Genomic DNA, 15697 nt, shown 5'->3' with positions numbered 1-15697 from the left:
CGGTCGCCATCCCATGAAAATGGCCCCTTGCAACAGGGGCCAGCGCTTCATCGTTACCGCACTTACATATGCTTGACGCGGCGCTTCACTTCTTCCTGCTTGCCCGCATTGAAGGGGCGCGCATCCGGGCTGCCGAGGTAGCCGCACACCCGGCGGGTCACCGACACCTTGGCGGGGTCGTGGTTGCCGCAGCGGGGGCAGGTGAAGCCCTTGGAGGTGCACTCGAATTCGCCGGTAAAGCCGCAGTCGTAGCACTCGTCTATGGGAGTGTTGGTGCCGTAGTAGGGCACCTTGTCATAGCTGTAGTCCCAGACGTTCTCGAGCGCTTCCAGGTTGTGCTGGATGTTGGGGTACTCGCCATAGCAGATGAAGCCGCCGCTGGCGATGGGCGGATAGGGCGCCTCGAAGTCCAGCTTGTCGTACGGATTGACCTGTTTCTCCACGTCCAGGTGGAAGCTGTTGGTGTAGTACCCCTTGTCGGTCACCCCGGCCACCACGCCAAACTCCTTGGCATCGATGCGGCAGAAACGGGTGCAGAGGTTCTCGCTCGGGGTGGAGTAGAGGCTGAAGCCGTAGCCTGTCTCCTCCTTCCACTCGTCGGTGGCCGCCTTGAGCCGCGCGATGATGGCGATGGCCTTCTGGCGCAGCACCTCGCTGTCAAACAGATGGGCATCGGTGCCGAACAGGGCGTTGATGGTCTCGTGCACCCCGATGTAACCCAGGGAAATGGAGGCACGGCCATGTTTGAAGATCTCGCTGACGTTGTCATCGGCCTTGAGGCGCACCCCGCAGGCCCCTTCCATGTAGAGGATGGGAGCGACCCGCGCCTTGACGCCGTCCAGTCGCTCGATGCGGTACATGAGCGCCGTCTTGGCAACCCGCAGGGCGGCATCCAGCTTGTCCCAGAAGTCCGCCTCGTCCCGGGATCTCAGGGCGATGCGCGGCAGGTTGAGGCTCACGACACCCAGGTTGTTGCGCCCTTCATGGATCAGTTCACCATTCTCTTCATAAGCGCCGAGGAAGGAACGACAGCCCATGGGAGTCTTGAAGGAGCCGGTCACCTTCACGACCTGGTCATGGTTGAGGATGTCCGGGTACATCCGCTTGGAGGCGCACTCCAGGGCCAACTGCTTGATGTCGTAGTTGGGATCCCCCGGCTTGTGATTGAGGCCATCCTTGATGGCGAACACCAGTTTCGGGAACACGGCGGTCTTCTTGTTCTTGCCAAGGCCGGCGATGCGGTTGCCGAGGATGGCACGCTGGATCATCCGCGACTCCCAGCTATCCCCCAGGCCAAAGCCGAAGGTGACGAAGGGGGTCTGGCCGTTGGCTGTGTGCAGGGTGTTCACCTCGTACTCCAGGGACTGGAAGGCGTCGTGACACTCCTTCTCGGTGCGAGCCATGGCGTAGGCATCCACGTCGCCGATGCCCCACTCCTCGGCCACTTCCCGGTGCTTGTGCCAGCTGATGGTCACATAGGGAGCCAGCACCTCGTCGATGCGGTTGATGGTGGTGCCGCCATAGATGTGGCTCGCCACCTGGGCAATGATCTGGGCGGTGACCGCAGTGGCGGTGCTGATAGATTTGGGGGTGTCGATCTCCGCATTGCCCATCTTGAAGCCATGGGTCAGCATCCCCTGCAGATCGATCAGCATGCAGTTGAACATGGGGAAGAAAGGGGAGTAGTCGAGATCGTGGAAGTGCAGATCGCCGCTCTCGTGGGCCTGCACCACCTCGCGGGGCAGCATGTGGCTGATGGCGTAGTGCTTGGCGACGATACCCGCCAGCAGGTCGCGCTGGGTCGGGATCACCTTGGAGTCCTTGTTGGCGTTCTCGTTGAGCAGGGCCGCATTGGTCTGCTCCACCAGGCCTCGGATCTCCTGGGCCAGTCGGCCACGGGCCTCGCGGGCCTGATCCCGGTCGTGACGGTACTCGATGTAGGCGCGGGCGATGGCCTTGTCGTCGGAAGCCATCAGGTGGTTCTCGACCCGGTTCTGGATCTCGTGGATGTCCACCTCGCCTCGCCCCTCCAGCTCCTGGCTGACGGCACCGGCGATGCGCTCTGCCAGCATAGGGTTGGCCTGATTGACCGCTTCCGCCGCCCGGCTTACCGCCTCGGCAATCAGCTGGCCATTGAATGGTGCACGACATCCATCGCGTTTGATCACTACCGGTTTCATCGATTTTCCCCGCGTTAAAGGCCTGGCTCTCGCCCTCGGCTCACCCTTGTTGAGTCCCCTTCTCCGCACCTGTCCCCGGCGCAAATAAATTCAGCCGAGGCGTGAGAAACCCGGGCTGACACTGAGAGGGTGACGACTTATGCACAGCTTGATAACACTATATATGGGTGTTTTTTTTATGATAACCCCTATATGTGGGGTCTATTAGGCACCAAAGCAGTACCTCGTTTCTTGATCCAGAACAGGTTTTGGGAGGGGTGGTGCAGTTCACAACCAGCGCCAAAAGAGGCTTATTCAACGCATCCCAGACGGGGAGCGGGCTGGCGCACCATACGACCGGCTGGAAAAAGATTTCCCCTCCGACAGTAATTGACCGGGACAGGCCTGCACCAAGATGGACATAATGAGTGACGACTCTTTTCTTGTCCGATGGGAAGCGACATGAACAAGCCTGTATTGCGGTGGCTGCTACTGCTGCTGTGTACCCTGCCGCTGCGGCTGTGGGGGGCCGAGATCCTGGTGATCAGCAGCTATCACCCCGATTACCTGTGGGATCGGAGCTACAACGCCAGCCTGGAGGCCCATTTGGGCAGCAACCACCGCATCAGCCACTTCTACATGGATACCAAGCGTCGCTCTCCCGATGACTTCGACCAGATTGCCGAGCAGGCGCTCGCTTTCTACCGGCAGACCAAGCCGGATCTGGTGGTGCTCGGCGACGACAATGCCATCAATTACCTGGCCAGAGAGATCGCCACCCTCGGCACCCCTGTGGTGTTTCTCGGCATGAACGAGAATCCGCGCCACAAGGGGCTGGTCGGCCATCCCAAGATCACCGGCGTGCTGGAACGCCCCCTGCTCAAACGCAACATCAACGAGATGAGCCAGCTGATGGGGGGACTCGACAAGGCGCTGGTACTGTTTGATTCCAGCAACGTGTCGCTCACCGCCATCGAGGACGAGTTCAAGACCCAGACCGAGTTCCGCGTCGGCCAGACCCTGGTCAACAGCCAGTTGATCGGCGACTACGGCCTGTGGCAGGAGGCCGTGCTCAACGCCAAACAGAATGGCTATCAGGCCATCTTCATCGGCCTCTACCACACCCTCATCGACGAGCAGGGCAGGCATGTGGACGAACAGCAGGTACTGGCGTGGGCCAGTGCCCACAGCCCGGTGCCGCTGTTCTGCTTCTGGGAGTTTTCGGTGGGCAAGGGCCGCGCCATCGGTGGTCTGGTGCTCGATGGCCGCGATCAGGGGGCCAAGGCGGCCGAACTGGTCAATGCCATACTGGCGGGAGCCCAACCCAAGACCCTGGCTCCGCGTGCCGCCCTGCGCGGAGAGTATGTCTTCAGCGAAAGCGAGTTGGTCCGCTGGCGGCTCACCCTGCCCGACAAGTGGCGCTACAGGACCCTTTGGCGCGACTGACCCAGTCAGGCCCTCATAACAAAGAACCCGGCCATGCCGGGTTCTTTGTTTCTCGTTCTGTGTTGGCGACTCAGCCCTGCAACGCCTGTTGCAGCTCTTCTTCACTCCAGACGGTGATGCCGAGCTCCTGGGCCTTGGCGAGCTTGGAGCCGGCGGCTTCGCCAGCCACCAGCACATCTGTCTTCGCCGACACCGAGCCCGCCACCTTGGCCCCCAGGGCCTGCAGCGCCGCCTTGGCGTCGTTGCGGGACAAGGTGGTGAGGGTACCGGTCAGCACGAAGGTCTTGCCAGCGAAAGGCTGATCGCTTGCCTCCTTCTTCTCGATGGCAGGCCAGTGGATGCCGGCGGCCAGCAGGGCCTCCAGCACCTCAATGTTGTGGGGCTGGCGCAGGAAGTAGTAGACGTGCTTGGCCACTATGTCCCCCACGTCGGCTACTTCTAGCAACTGCTCCACCGAGGCGGCACGCAGGGCATCCAGGGTGAGGAAATGGTTGGCCAGGTTCAGCGCCGTCGCCTCCCCCACCTCACGGATCCCCAAGGCAAACAGGAAGCGCGGCAGGGTGGTGCTGCGGGCCTTGTCGATGGCGGCCACCAGATTGAGGGCAGATTTTTGCCCCATCCGCTCGAGACCCGCCAGCTGGATGGCGTTGAGGCTGAACAGATCCGCCGGTGTCTTCACCAGCCCCTTGTCCACCAACTGCTCCACTATCTTGTCACCGAGGCCATCCACATCCATGGCGCGGCGGGCGGCGAAGTGCTTGATCGCCTCCTTGCGCTGGGCCTCGCAGAAGAGGCCGCCGGAGCAGCGGGTCACCGCCTCCCCCTCCAGCCGCTCCACCGCCGAGCCGCACACAGGGCACTGGGTGGGGAAGAGGATCGCGCGAGCATCCGCGGGGCGCTGGGCCTCTACCACGGCCACTATCTGCGGGATCACGTCCCCCGCCCGTCGCACTATCACTGTGTCGCCGATCATGACGCCGAGGCGTTCAATCTCGTCGGCATTGTGCAGGGTGGCGTTGGAGACGGTGACGCCGCCGACAAACACCGGTTTAAGCTTGGCCACCGGGGTCACGGCGCCGGTACGGCCCACCTGGAACTCGACGTTCTCCAGCAGGGTCATCTCCTCTTCTGCCGGGAACTTGTGAGCCGTGGCCCAGCGCGGGGCCCGGGCCACGAAGCCCAGCTCCTGCTGCAGTGCTATGTCGTCCACCTTGTAGACAACGCCGTCGATCTCGTAGGGCAGCTCGCTGCGGCGGGCCAGGATGTCGTCGTGGAACGCCTGACAACCGGCAGCGCCCTCTTTGAGCTTCACCTCGGGGCTGAGCGGCAGCCCCCAGGCCTTGAGCTGGTTGAGGCGAGCGAAGTGGGAGTTCCCCAGCTCGTCGCCGCCTATGCCCACGCCATAGGCGTAGAAGCTCAAACGGCGACGAGATGTAATACGAGAATCCAATTGTCTTAGACTGCCAGCTGCAGCATTACGTGGGTTAGCAAAAACTTTCTCACCTGTAGCTAAAGCCCGTTCGTTCAGGTCATTGAAGTCCTTCTTTTTCATGAAAGCTTCACCACGAACTTCCAAACGTTGAGGCCAATCTTCCCCCTGGAGAGCCAAGGGAACAGATCTAATCGTTCTCACATTATCAGTAATGTTCTCCCCAACTCGTCCATCCCCACGAGTCGCAGCCTGAACCAGTATCCCATTCTCATAGAGCAGACTAACCGCAAGCCCATCCAACTTAGGTTCACAACAGAATGTTAACTCACGACTAGACCGTAAACGTCCTTCAATTCGATGGACAAAGTCAGCAAGATCTTCATTATTAAAAACATTATCCAAGCTAAGCATGGGGATTTCATGCTGAACTTGTCGGAATTCCGTCGATGGGGGACTACCAACACGCTGGCTCGGTGACATAGAAGTTCGCAGAGCTGGTTGTTGTCTTTCTATATCAATTAGCTCTCGCATTAGACGATCATATTCAATATCAGGGATCGTTGGTTCGTTGAGCGTATGGTATTGATAACCATAAAGAGTAAGCCGTCGGCTTAACTCACGATGACGGGAATACGTATTACTCATTGGTATATCTCGTAATTTAGTTAACAGATACACAAACAAAAATGCGGTACCTGGGTACCGCATTGTTATTCTCAATCGACCGCAGGCTGCCTTAGTCGCGGCTGGCCTCGTAGGCCGCCAGCTCATGGCGATAACGGGCAATGTCGTCGTCGCTCAGCGGGCTGCGCGAGGCATCGGTCAGCATGGCATCGAGATCGCTCGCCAGCTGATCCGCCGCCTGCAGCATGTGTTCGAACGCAAAGGCCGCGTTGCTGCGCAGGGGCAGTTGCATGAAGAGGGACACACCCGGGGTGCTGAACTGCTCCATGCGATAGGGGTTGAAGGTACCCGGCTTGACCATGTTGATCATGGAGAAGAGCACTTCACCCTTGCCGTTGAGATCTTCATGGCGGTGGAAGATATCCATCTCGCCAAACTTGAAGCCCAGCGCCAGCAGGGAGGAGAGCAGGGTAGCCCCTTGCAGATCGTGACCAGGGCGGGCCATCAGGTTGATGACATAGACGTCCTGCCAGATCTTCTCGACCGGCGGCAGCTCCTGGACAGGCTCGGCCACCTGGACCGGCTCTTCGTAGGCGGGCTCGTCATCATAATCGGGCTCTTCATACGCAGACACGGGCTGGGCATAGCGGGCTTGCTGCTGCGGTGCGGGCTCGCGGGCACCGAAGGTCGGCGCCTGGGCGTAGGCCGGCTCCACCAGCGGTTCGTCGTCCAGTGGCTGCATCATGGGTTCGCGCTGGGGGCGGGAGCGGTGCACCGGGGTGCGGCGGATCACCTGGGCAGGCTTGCGTACCGGCGCTGCAGGCACCTCTTCGACAGGCTCGGCGCTCGGCTCCTCATACTCGTCTTCTTCTTCATAGACGGGGGGCGGCGTCACCGGACGGGGGGCTGGCTTGCGCACCACGGGCGGCGGCAGATCGTCATCCTCGTCCTCATCGAAGGCGGGCACGGTGGCGGCACGGCGGGGTTCCGGCTGATGGGCCTCGTCGTTGCGCAGCTTGGGCTCGGCACGACGGCCACCGCTGACCACGCGCACCTGACCGATGCCATCGCTGTCAAACGCATCGCTGTCACGATCCCGTGACTTGGATTCCATCCGACCCAGGGGTTTTTCCTTGATCGGTGCCTGACGGTTCTTTCTGTTGCTCCACAACCCGTGAATGAGCAATGCCGCGATGGCAATACCGCCCAGGGCAACCAAGATGTAACGCAATTCCTGCATTAGCTGCTTCTCTTTCTAGTTTTGCTCAGCCAAAGCGACGGCTTCACCGATGTCAACCGACACGATGCGAGAAACCCCGGGCTCTTGCATCGTGACGCCTATCAGCTGCTCGGCCATCTCCATGGAGACCTTATTATGACTGATGTAAACGAACTGTACTGTGCTCGACATCTCTTTGACAAGAGAACAGAAGCGACCCACGTTCACTTCATCGAGCGGTGCATCCACCTCATCCAGCAGACAGAAGGGAGCTGGATTGAGTCTGAAGATGGCAAAAACCAGCGCAAGGGCGGTTAGCGCCTTCTCCCCCCCGGAAAGCAGGGCAATGGTAGCATTCTTCTTGCCCGGAGGTCTTGCCATGATGCTCACCCCGGCTTCCAAAAGATCATCCGAGGTCAGCTCAAGCCAGGCACTGCCCCCCCCGAACACTTTCGGGAACAGGGATTTTAAATCTTCATTGACCTTATCGAAAGTGTCGCGGAAGCGTATTTGTGTTTCTTTATCAATTCTTTTAATGGCTTGGCTCAGGGTTTCGAGCGCCTGCTCCAGATCCTGGCACTGATTTTCCAGGTAGCTTGCCCGGGTTTTCGCCTCTTCATACTCCTCCAGCGCCGCCAGGTTGATGGCGCCAAGTGCCTCCACTTGTGTCTCCAGTGTCTGGATCTCCTGGCGTAGCTTGCCGCGATCGGCGGCGATGAGCACGGCCTGATCGAGATCCACCAGACGCACGCCCAGCTCTTCGAACTGCTCGTGCAGCCCTTGTCGCCGGGTGAGGTTGCGCTCCCGCTCCAGTCTGAGCTGGGCGAGCTTCTCCTGCAGGGTCACCAACTGTTTGTGGTCGGCGCTTCTGGCCTGCTCCAGCTCGGCCAACTGACGCTCCAGCTCGGCGAGCCGCTGATGACAGGCCAGCTGCTGCGCCTCCAGGTTGCGTTGCTCCGCCAGCAGGGGCGAGATGTCCTGCACCGCCTGAGCGTCCGGCCCTTTGAGCTCGGCCAGTTCCAGCCCGAGCCGGGCCAGCTCCTGCTCGCGCAGGGCGATGAGCTGCGCCAGATTTTGCTGCGCCAGTTGCCAGCGCTGGCAGCTTGCCTGTTGCTGCTCCCGGCGCGCACGCGCCTCCTCCAACGCCCGCTCGGCACTGGCGACTCTTTCCTGGGCCAGCAAGAGTGCCTCCGCAAGCGGCTCCCCCTGCTCCTGCAGCTCGGCAAGGTGCGCCTCTTCCAGCTCGAGCTGCTGCTGGGCCGCGGCCAGCCGCTGCGCCTCCTCGGCCTGTTCCTTGTCCAGCCGGATCAGCTCTTCCCCAAGCTGGCCTAGACGCAGCAGCCGCTCCTGACGCTGGCCCTGCTGCAGGCTCCAGGCTTCCCGCAGTTGCTGCCATCGCAGCTCCTGCTCGCGCAGGGTGCGCTGGTTCGCCTCAAGGGCGCTGTGCAAATGGGCGCGGTCGGCATCTGCGGCCTTCAACTGGGCATCCAGCTGAACCAGGGCCTGCTCCCCAGCGGCCAGTTCGGTGTGTAACCGCTCACGTTCACCGAGCAGCGCCAGGGTGCCGAGGGCGCCGCCCTGGCCGAGATCGGCCCAGTTCGGGCCAAACCAGTCCCCCGCCGGGGTCAGCACAGACTCACCGGCCAGGAGGGATGACTGGCGGGCCAGGGCCGCCTCCCTGTCATCGGCCAGCCAGATGACGTTGAGGAAGGCGGGGATGTGATCCCCCTCGATCCGGGCCGCCAGGGTACCGGGCACCGCAGGGTGAGCCGGGCCAATCCAGAGTCCGCCCTGCTCGAGGTTGCACTGGTCCCCCGGCTCGGCGGTGAGCCAGCGCCCGAGCACCTTGTCCAGCCCCTGGGCCCACTCGGGGGCGACCTGCAGCCGATCCGCCAGGGTGGCGCCCAGCATCTGCTCCCCCAGCATCTGATTAAGAGTGGTGAGGCGGGCCCCGAGCTCGCGTAGCAGGCCGCCCTGCCGATCTCGCCGTTCTTTGAGGGCCTCGTGGCTGGCCACGCCGGCCTGCCACGCCTGTTCCAACGCCTCGTGGCGGGCACGAGAGAGTGCCAGCTCATCCGACAGGGCATCCAGCGCGGGCTGCAGGCTCTCACCTTCCCCGCCGAGGGGACCGGCCTGTTCATCCTCCAGCTTGAGTCGCGCCAGCCGTGTCTTGGCTTGCAACTCCTGCAGGCCGCTTCGCTGGGCGCGGGTCTGGTTGAGCCTGCCCTGTGCCTGGCCGAGCTGCTGCTGCCACTGCTGCTGGCGTTGGCGGGCCAGCTCCAGCCGCTCACCTGCAGCGAGGCGAACAGCCTGCTGATCGGCAAGTAACTGCTCACACTGCTCGAGGCGCGCCGACTCCACCTCTCCCTGGAGGGTGCCCTCGGTCAGCTGCTCCTGCTGGCTCACCAGCTCCCCCCTGATGGTCTCGATGCGCTCGCCCAGGGCCTGACGCCGTGCCTGCCAGTCACGACCGAGCTCGGTCTGGTGAAGCTGCTGCTGTTCGAGGCGGGCGATGGCCTGGCCGCCAAGGAAGATCTGCTGCTGACGGCTCGCCTGCTCGGCCTGAGCCTCCTGACGGGCTACCGATAGTGTGACGTGGCGCCCTTCGTCCGCGGTGCGCTTGGCATCGAGCGCCACCAGCGCCTGCTCTGCCTGGGCCAGCTCGCTCTTGGCCTCGCCGAGGCGGGTTTCCAGCGCCCACAACTCGGAGCCGATGAGCTCGGCCCTTGCGGTACGACTGCGGCTCTTGAGCTGCTTGTAGCGCTCGGCGGTTTCGGCCTGGGATTTGAGGTGCTCGAGACGGGAACCCAGCTCGCCACGGATGTCGCCGAGGCGCTCCAGGTTCTCCTGGGTGTGGCGGATGCGCTGCTCTGTCTCCCGGCGCCGCTCCTTGTAGCGGGAGACGCCGGCAGCCTCCTCCATGAAGAGCTTGAGGTCCGCCGGGCGCGACTCCACCAGCCGGCTGACGGTGCCCTGCTCTATGATGGCGTAGCTGCGCGGGCCCAGGCCGGTGCCGAGGAAGAGATCAGTCACGTCCTTGCGACGGCACTTCTGGCCGTTGATCTGGTAGTGGTTGGAGCCGTCACGCAGCACCTCGCGGCGCACCGAGATCTCGGTATAACGGCCAAATTCACCGGGCACCCGGTTGTGGGGATTGTCGAACACCAGCTCCACCGAGGCGCGGCCATGGGGGCTGCGGTTGATGGAGCCGTTGAAGATGACATCCGTCATGTTCTCGCCGCGCAGGTGGCGGGCTGAGCTCTCCCCCAGCACCCAGCGCACGGCGTCGATGACGTTGGATTTGCCACAGCCGTTGGGGCCCACCACGGCGGTCATGTCGGCCGACAGTTCAATGCGGGTCGGCTCGACGAACGACTTGAAGCCGGCGAGTTTGATCAGTTTCAGACGCATGGCGACCCGTGTCAGTGGCGAAGTGAAGAGGCGGCGGGCGGGCTGTCAGCCCACGAATATCATCCAGCATCCGGCCTGACCGGACGGGATATCGGGAATAGTTCGCGACTTTACCAGATCCGGACCCGGCCTTGTTGGTCGTGCGCAGGCAGTCAGCCCACGAATATCATCCAGCATCCAGCCTGACCTGGCGGGATATCGGGAATAGTTCGCGACTTTACCAAATTGGAGGCTTGTTTGTAATATGCTGGCACCCTACCCATTCATTGATGGATCTCAGATGAGCCAATCCCCTCACATGGTCAAAGATTCGGTCAGCGGTGCAGACTACTTCCTGCGCGGCTTCTCCCTCATTCGCCAGCCGGGCATCCGCACCTTCGTGCTGATCCCCCTGCTGGTCAACTTCGTGCTGTTCGCCGGCGCCTTCTATGCCCTGCTGCTGCAACTGGACGGCCTGTTCGCCTGGCTGCACCAGCAGATCCCGAGCTGGCTCTCCTGGCTCGACTACCTGCTGTGGCCTATCGCCCTCATCACCATACTGGTGGTGTTCTCCTTCATCTTCAGCTCGGTGATCAACTGGATAGCAGCCCCCTTCAACGGCCTGCTGGCGGAGAAGGTGGAGCAGATCCTCACCGGCGAGGCGGTGAGCGACACCGGCATGCTGGACGTGGTCAAGGACGTGCCGCGCACCTTCAGCCGCGAGTGGACCAAGCTGAAGTACTACCTGCCCAAGGCCATCGGCTGCCTGATCCTGTTCCTCATCCCGGTGGTGGGCCAGACCCTGGCACCTGTGCTCTGGTTCCTGTTCAGCGCCTGGATGATGGCGATCCAGTATGTGGACTACCCGTTCGACAACCACAAGATCGACTTCATCACCATGCGAGATGCCTTGAAGCAGCGCCGCGGCAAGTGCCTGAGCTTCGGGGCCCTGGTCACCCTCTTCTCCGCCATTCCCGTGGTCAATCTGTTCGTGATGCCGGTCGCCATCTGCGGCGCCACCGCCATGTGGGTGGATCAGTATCGCAACGAGCAGCTTCGCCGCTGAGCCGCGCAGACATAACCAAAAACGGGGGCATGGGCCCCCTTTTCATTACTTAATCTAATGCAAACATGAGAGTGCTTGTCGTGCCAGGCCAGGCTTGTTAGGATGCGGGCCTTTCTCGCACCCTGGGATAACTCATGTTACATGCACTCTTCTTGCTCGGCCTGGTGGCCGAAGGGATGACTGGCGCGCTGGCGGCGGGCCGGCGGCGGATGGATCTGTTTGGTGTCGTCATCATCGCCTCGGCGACGGCCATAGGGGGAGGTACCATCCGGGATGTGCTGCTGGGGCATTACCCCCTGCTCTGGGTGGAGCACCCCGAATATGTGCTGCTGGTGGCGGGGGCGGCCATGGCAGGCGTCATCTCGGCCCCGCTGATGCGTTATCTCGGCAAGCTGTTCCTGGCGCTCGATGCCCTGGGGCTGGTGGTATTCTCCATCTTTGGCGCCGCCCGGGCGCTCGAGATGGGACACGGGGCCGGCATCGCCTGCATCATGGCGGTGGTGACCGGCGTCTTTGGCGGCGTGCTGCGGGATCTCCTGTGCCAGCGCATCCCGCTGGTGTTCAAGCGCGAGCTCTACGCCGCCGTCTCCCTGGTGACGGCCGCTCTCTACTGCTTCGCGCTGGATCAAGGCCTGCCCAATGACTGGGCCGCCTTCGGGGCCATCGGCATCGGCTTCGTGCTGCGGCTGCTGGCGGTGCGCTTCAAGTGGGGACTCCCCACCTTCAATTACCAGTACGCCACCCACTGAGCGCGCCAGTTTCTGGCCAGATTGGCTGGATTGCACACAACAAAAAAGCGCCGGATGGCGCTTTTTTGTTGCTGATGGCAGTGAAAAAACTGACTCAGTTGATCCCTTCCGAACTGAAGAAGGTGGCCTTGTCGGCGATGAAACGGATCTTGATGTTCTTGCCGTCTCCACCCCAGACGCAGCTGGTGGTGCCGAGCGCATCGTCGCAGCGCTCCGCCTTGCCAAGGATGGCGCTCGCCTCGGCATAGGTGATCCCCATCTTCAGCTTGTCGTAGTTTTCCCGGTTCAGCTTGCTGCACCCGGTCAGCAGCAGGGCGATCAGGCCCCCGATCAGAATCTGCTTCATCTGTCTCTCCTCTGGATAGTGCCCAGAGCCTAGCAGCTCGGAGCCCTCCTGTGCCAACCCGTTACCAGCTGCGCACCGGCCCGGTATCGAGGTGGACGAAGTTGTCGGAGGGGTAGTAACCCACGCCGCCGACCTTGAGGTTCAGAGCCGCCTTGCGCAGGTGCGCCAGCTGCACGCCGGGGATGCGCACATCCACCGCCTGCCCCAGGGTGTGGTAGCTGTGTTTGGCGACACCACGGCTGCGCTGGCGCTTCTGGCGATTGGTGGCCGGGGAGCGATACCCCGAGATGAGCTGGATCTCCCCCTTGCGGCCCAGCTTGTGCTGCAGCAGAAACAGCTGATCGAACAGCTTTCTGTCGATGTTGAACACCTCGTTGCGGCGATAGTCGCGGAAGATATGGTTGAGCTCCGCCAGACCATCGTTCAGATAACGACCATTCTCCCAATAGCTGGCGTTGACCCGCTCGCCGGTATTGAGGTTGAAGAAGCTGAGTTCACGCCCTGTGGTACTGCGGCTCGCCACGGCCGGGAACGACAGCAGGCTGGCCCCCATCAGGCAACCGGCCCCCAGCAGCAGACGGCGTCGGCTTATCTCTTGTTCCAGCATCCGTTGTCCGTCCATTCCAGAGTGAAGTAACAGTGGTGAATGAATATGATACAGAGGCCGAAACTACCCGCCCGTAAAAGTCATGTCAAACCGCAAAGGCCCATGAAAAAGCCCGGCACTGGCCGGGCGCTTCACTCTGTGGCGGGGATCACAGCAAGCGGCTCTGAAAGCTCACTCGATCGAATCCGTAAATATCATTGCGCAGTTGCTGGCGCCCCTCTTCATCGATCCAGCTGCTCCAGTAGACGGTGAACACCGGGATAGGGGTAGTCAACGGCAGCCACTTGGTCTGGGTCTCTTTCAGGATGCTGGCGACCTTGTCCGGCTGATAGCGGGAGTCGGCGAGCAGCAGCTCGGCCAGATCGTCCGCATGCTCGACCCGGATGCAACCGGAGCTGAAGGCGCGAGCCCCCTGCTCGAACAGGGCCCTGCGCGGCGTCGAATGCAGGTAGATGGCATCGTTGTTCGGCAGGTAGAACTTGTAGCGCCCCAGGGCATTGTGATCCCCCGGCTTTTGCCGCAACCGGTAAGGGAAGCCGGACGCCAGCGCATGGTGCCAGCCATCTTCGCTGAACTGCACCGGGTTGCCCTCGCCGTCGATCACCTCGAACTGTTCGCGGTCCAGATAGGCGGGATCCCGTCCCAGCTTGGGCAGAATGTCCTTGCTCAGAATGGAACGCGGCACATGCCAGGCGGGATTGAGCACGATGGAGCGGATCTCGCTGGCAAGGATGGGGGTGGCCCGCTGCTCCTTGCCGACGATGACCCGACTGGTAAAGACCTCGCTGCCGGACTCCACCACGCTCAGGCGGTAATCCGGGATGTTGACCAGCACGTAGCGGCCGGCGAGGTGATCCACCAGATCCCGACGCCACAGGTTGCGCAACAGCAGGCTGGCACGCACTTGCGGCCCGGTATTGAGCCAGGAGCGGGTCTGACGGCCGATGATGCCGTCGGCGGTCAGGCCATGGCGGCGCTGGAACTGCTTGATAGCCTGCTCGGTCTCGGCGTCATAGGTGGCATCCTGGTGGTTCGGGGCACCGTCCCCCAGCTCGTTGAGGATGGAGCGGATCTGGCCGAGCTCGGTAGCGCTCTCCCCGGCTCGCAGGGTCGGCATGTCCAGGGTCGGCCAATGCTTGGCCATGGGCATGGCCAGCAGCTTGCGCACTTCATCGCGTACGGCCTCATATTCGGCGACCTGGGGCCTGAGCTGTTTGACCTGATCCAGCAGGTTGTCACCCAGGGGCTCATGGGCCAGGGGCTTGGTCAGGTCCAGCTTGAGGGTCTGCATCTGCTCGCGGGCGACCAGGTCCATGGCGCGCCAGGCTTGCTGGAAACGCGCCAGCTTGCCGAAGGCTTCGTCGTAGAGGGCGCCGCGCCGATCGGCCGGGGTCTTCTGCAACTGCTGCCAGAGCCGATAGAAATCCGGGTGCAACTGGGCAAGCACCGCCTCCTGCAGTTGCAGCTCCAGCTCATGGCGTGCCTGTTCTGCGGTGCTGTTCTGATACCAGTCATGCTGGATGCTGGGACTGGCCACCACCATCTGTTCTGTGCTGGCATGGACCATGCCAGCCGGCCAGCAGCCCAGCCAGATAAGGTTTGCCAATGCCAACCAATACTTCTTACCCATGCTTCTTACCACGCTTGCCTCAAATCGGTTCACTTCGGCCTGTCAGGCGCAACGGTCAGGTGCCCATGATGCGGGAATGGCGGCGACTTTGCTAGCGGGCGGAGGTGTAGCGTCGCCAGATGAGCGCATGCTCCCCGCTCTTGCCAACAGCCATGATCGCCTGATTGAATCGCTGCACGAATTCGCTCGATATCGTCTTTTTGCTCAACATGAAAGAGGTCGGCGTCTCGTAGATCCCCATCACATGGGGGACCACCTCCTCCGACAGCCCCTCTTTCTTCAGACCCCAGGGAGTGGCCAAACTATCCCCGAGAAATCCGTCTATCCGACCCAGCACCAGTTTGCGGTAATTCTGCACGTCATTGACTGCGCTCACCTGATCAGGGTAACGGCGCAGCAGTTCGGAGATCTCGGCGCCATAGTAGTAGTCCCGGGTGATCCCCAGCCGGTGGCCCTGAGCCAGCCAGCTCCCCAGATCCGTTTCATCGTCGGTACCGGCCTTGCGCACCCAGAGCGCCGTCCTCCCCGGATTGTAGGCGGTGGAGAACCAGGCATAGCGCGCCCTGTCCTCAGTGAAGTAGGCCTCCATGGCGATGTCCTGCCGCCCCAGTTCCAGCTCGTGCAGCCCCCGCTTCCAGGGACGCTCTACGTAGATGAGACGGCATCCCAACCGGGCCGAGACGGCGTTGAGATAGTCGACCGCGAAGCCGCGCAGCCGCCGTTTGTCGCCATCCTGCTGGTAATAGTGGTAAGGGGGCCAGTCATCGAAACCGACGCGCAGCGGGGAAGGACAGAGCGGTTGAGCCAACAGCGAGTGAAGGGGCAAACAGCAGAGCACACACAGGAAGAGCAGTCTCATGGGTCATCCTTGACGGCGGGACGGGTCATCTTAATTCTGTCAAACGAAAATGGCGACAGATCCTGCCACAGCGATGCACTATATCAGCCATTTGCCTGATAAGGCCATGGGCAGGACAGGACCCAGGTCGCACTGGATGCCCGCCACAAAAGCAGGATGCGCACGACACC

The 15697-nt window shown here is 62.1% G+C and carries 11 protein-coding genes; 3 read left to right on the top strand and 8 right to left on the bottom strand.

Translation table 11 applies throughout. The annotated features are described in order from the left end of the window. Window positions 1–62: 62 nt before the first annotated feature. On the bottom strand, window positions 63–2180 hold the full coding sequence (gene nrdD / locus PG898_RS01670; RefSeq protein WP_041206235.1) for an anaerobic ribonucleoside-triphosphate reductase: 2118 nt from the start codon (window positions 2178–2180) through the stop codon (window positions 63–65). Window positions 2181–2621: 441 nt separating this feature from the next. Here nrdD and PG898_RS01665 point away from each other — a divergent pair, with 441 nt between their 5' ends. Further along, window positions 2622–3605, top strand: coding sequence for an ABC transporter substrate-binding protein (locus PG898_RS01665; protein ID WP_182786051.1), 984 nt, complete (start codon window positions 2622–2624; stop codon window positions 3603–3605). A gap of 70 nt (window positions 3606–3675) precedes the next feature. Here the strand turns inward: PG898_RS01665 and ligA are convergent, their stop codons facing one another. From ligA to PG898_RS01650, 3 genes are all read right to left on the bottom strand, one after another. Then, window positions 3676–5682, bottom strand: coding sequence for an NAD-dependent DNA ligase LigA (ligA, locus tag PG898_RS01660; RefSeq protein WP_270823391.1), 2007 nt, complete (start codon window positions 5680–5682; stop codon window positions 3676–3678). A gap of 91 nt (window positions 5683–5773) precedes the next feature. Then, entirely contained in the window at window positions 5774–6901 is a 1128-nt protein-coding gene (gene zipA, locus PG898_RS01655) for a cell division protein ZipA (RefSeq protein ID WP_270823390.1), read from the bottom strand. Between the two features lie 15 nt (window positions 6902–6916). Further along, the gene (locus tag PG898_RS01650) at window positions 6917–10291 is read right to left on the bottom strand and encodes an AAA family ATPase (RefSeq protein ID WP_270823389.1); all 3375 of its coding nucleotides are present in this window, start codon (window positions 10289–10291) and stop codon (window positions 6917–6919) included. A 280-nt stretch (window positions 10292–10571) separates the two neighbouring features. On the opposite strand from PG898_RS01650, the gene cysZ reads away from it, so the two are divergent. Together cysZ and PG898_RS01640 are read left to right on the top strand one after the other, a co-directional pair. After that, window positions 10572–11336, top strand: a complete 765-nt coding sequence (gene cysZ / locus PG898_RS01645; protein WP_043131025.1) for a sulfate transporter CysZ — start codon at window positions 10572–10574, stop codon at window positions 11334–11336. Window positions 11337–11470: 134 nt separating this feature from the next. Continuing rightward, window positions 11471–12085: a trimeric intracellular cation channel family protein gene (locus PG898_RS01640; RefSeq protein WP_042649503.1), complete on the top strand. Its 615-nt coding sequence runs from the start codon at window positions 11471–11473 to the stop codon at window positions 12083–12085. 94 nt (window positions 12086–12179) lie between these two features. Here the strand turns inward: PG898_RS01640 and PG898_RS01635 are convergent, their stop codons facing one another. The 4 genes from PG898_RS01635 to PG898_RS01620 all read right to left on the bottom strand — a co-directional run bounded on the left by PG898_RS01635 (window position 12180) and on the right by PG898_RS01620 (window position 15527). Further along, window positions 12180–12431 (bottom strand): hypothetical protein, encoded by a 252-nt coding sequence (locus PG898_RS01635; protein WP_042649504.1) that lies wholly within the window; start codon window positions 12429–12431, stop codon window positions 12180–12182. Between the two features lie 61 nt (window positions 12432–12492). Next, window positions 12493–13038 carry a YcbK family protein gene (locus PG898_RS01630; protein WP_041206241.1) on the bottom strand — a complete coding sequence of 182 codons (546 nt, stop codon included), beginning with the start codon at window positions 13036–13038 and terminating at the stop codon, window positions 12493–12495. Between the two features lie 148 nt (window positions 13039–13186). Next, entirely contained in the window at window positions 13187–14668 is a 1482-nt protein-coding gene (locus tag PG898_RS01625) for a L,D-transpeptidase family protein (protein WP_041206242.1), read from the bottom strand. 91 nt (window positions 14669–14759) lie between these two features. Then, window positions 14760–15527 carry a substrate-binding periplasmic protein gene (locus PG898_RS01620; RefSeq protein ID WP_182786057.1) on the bottom strand — a complete coding sequence of 256 codons (768 nt, stop codon included), beginning with the start codon at window positions 15525–15527 and terminating at the stop codon, window positions 14760–14762. Window positions 15528–15697: the final 170 nt, after the last annotated feature.

The organism is Aeromonas sp. QDB31, assembly GCF_027707605.1.
Classification (GTDB): Bacteria; Pseudomonadota; Gammaproteobacteria; order Enterobacterales; family Aeromonadaceae; genus Aeromonas; species Aeromonas media.
This window is presented reverse-complemented; position numbering and strand designations above follow the sequence as displayed.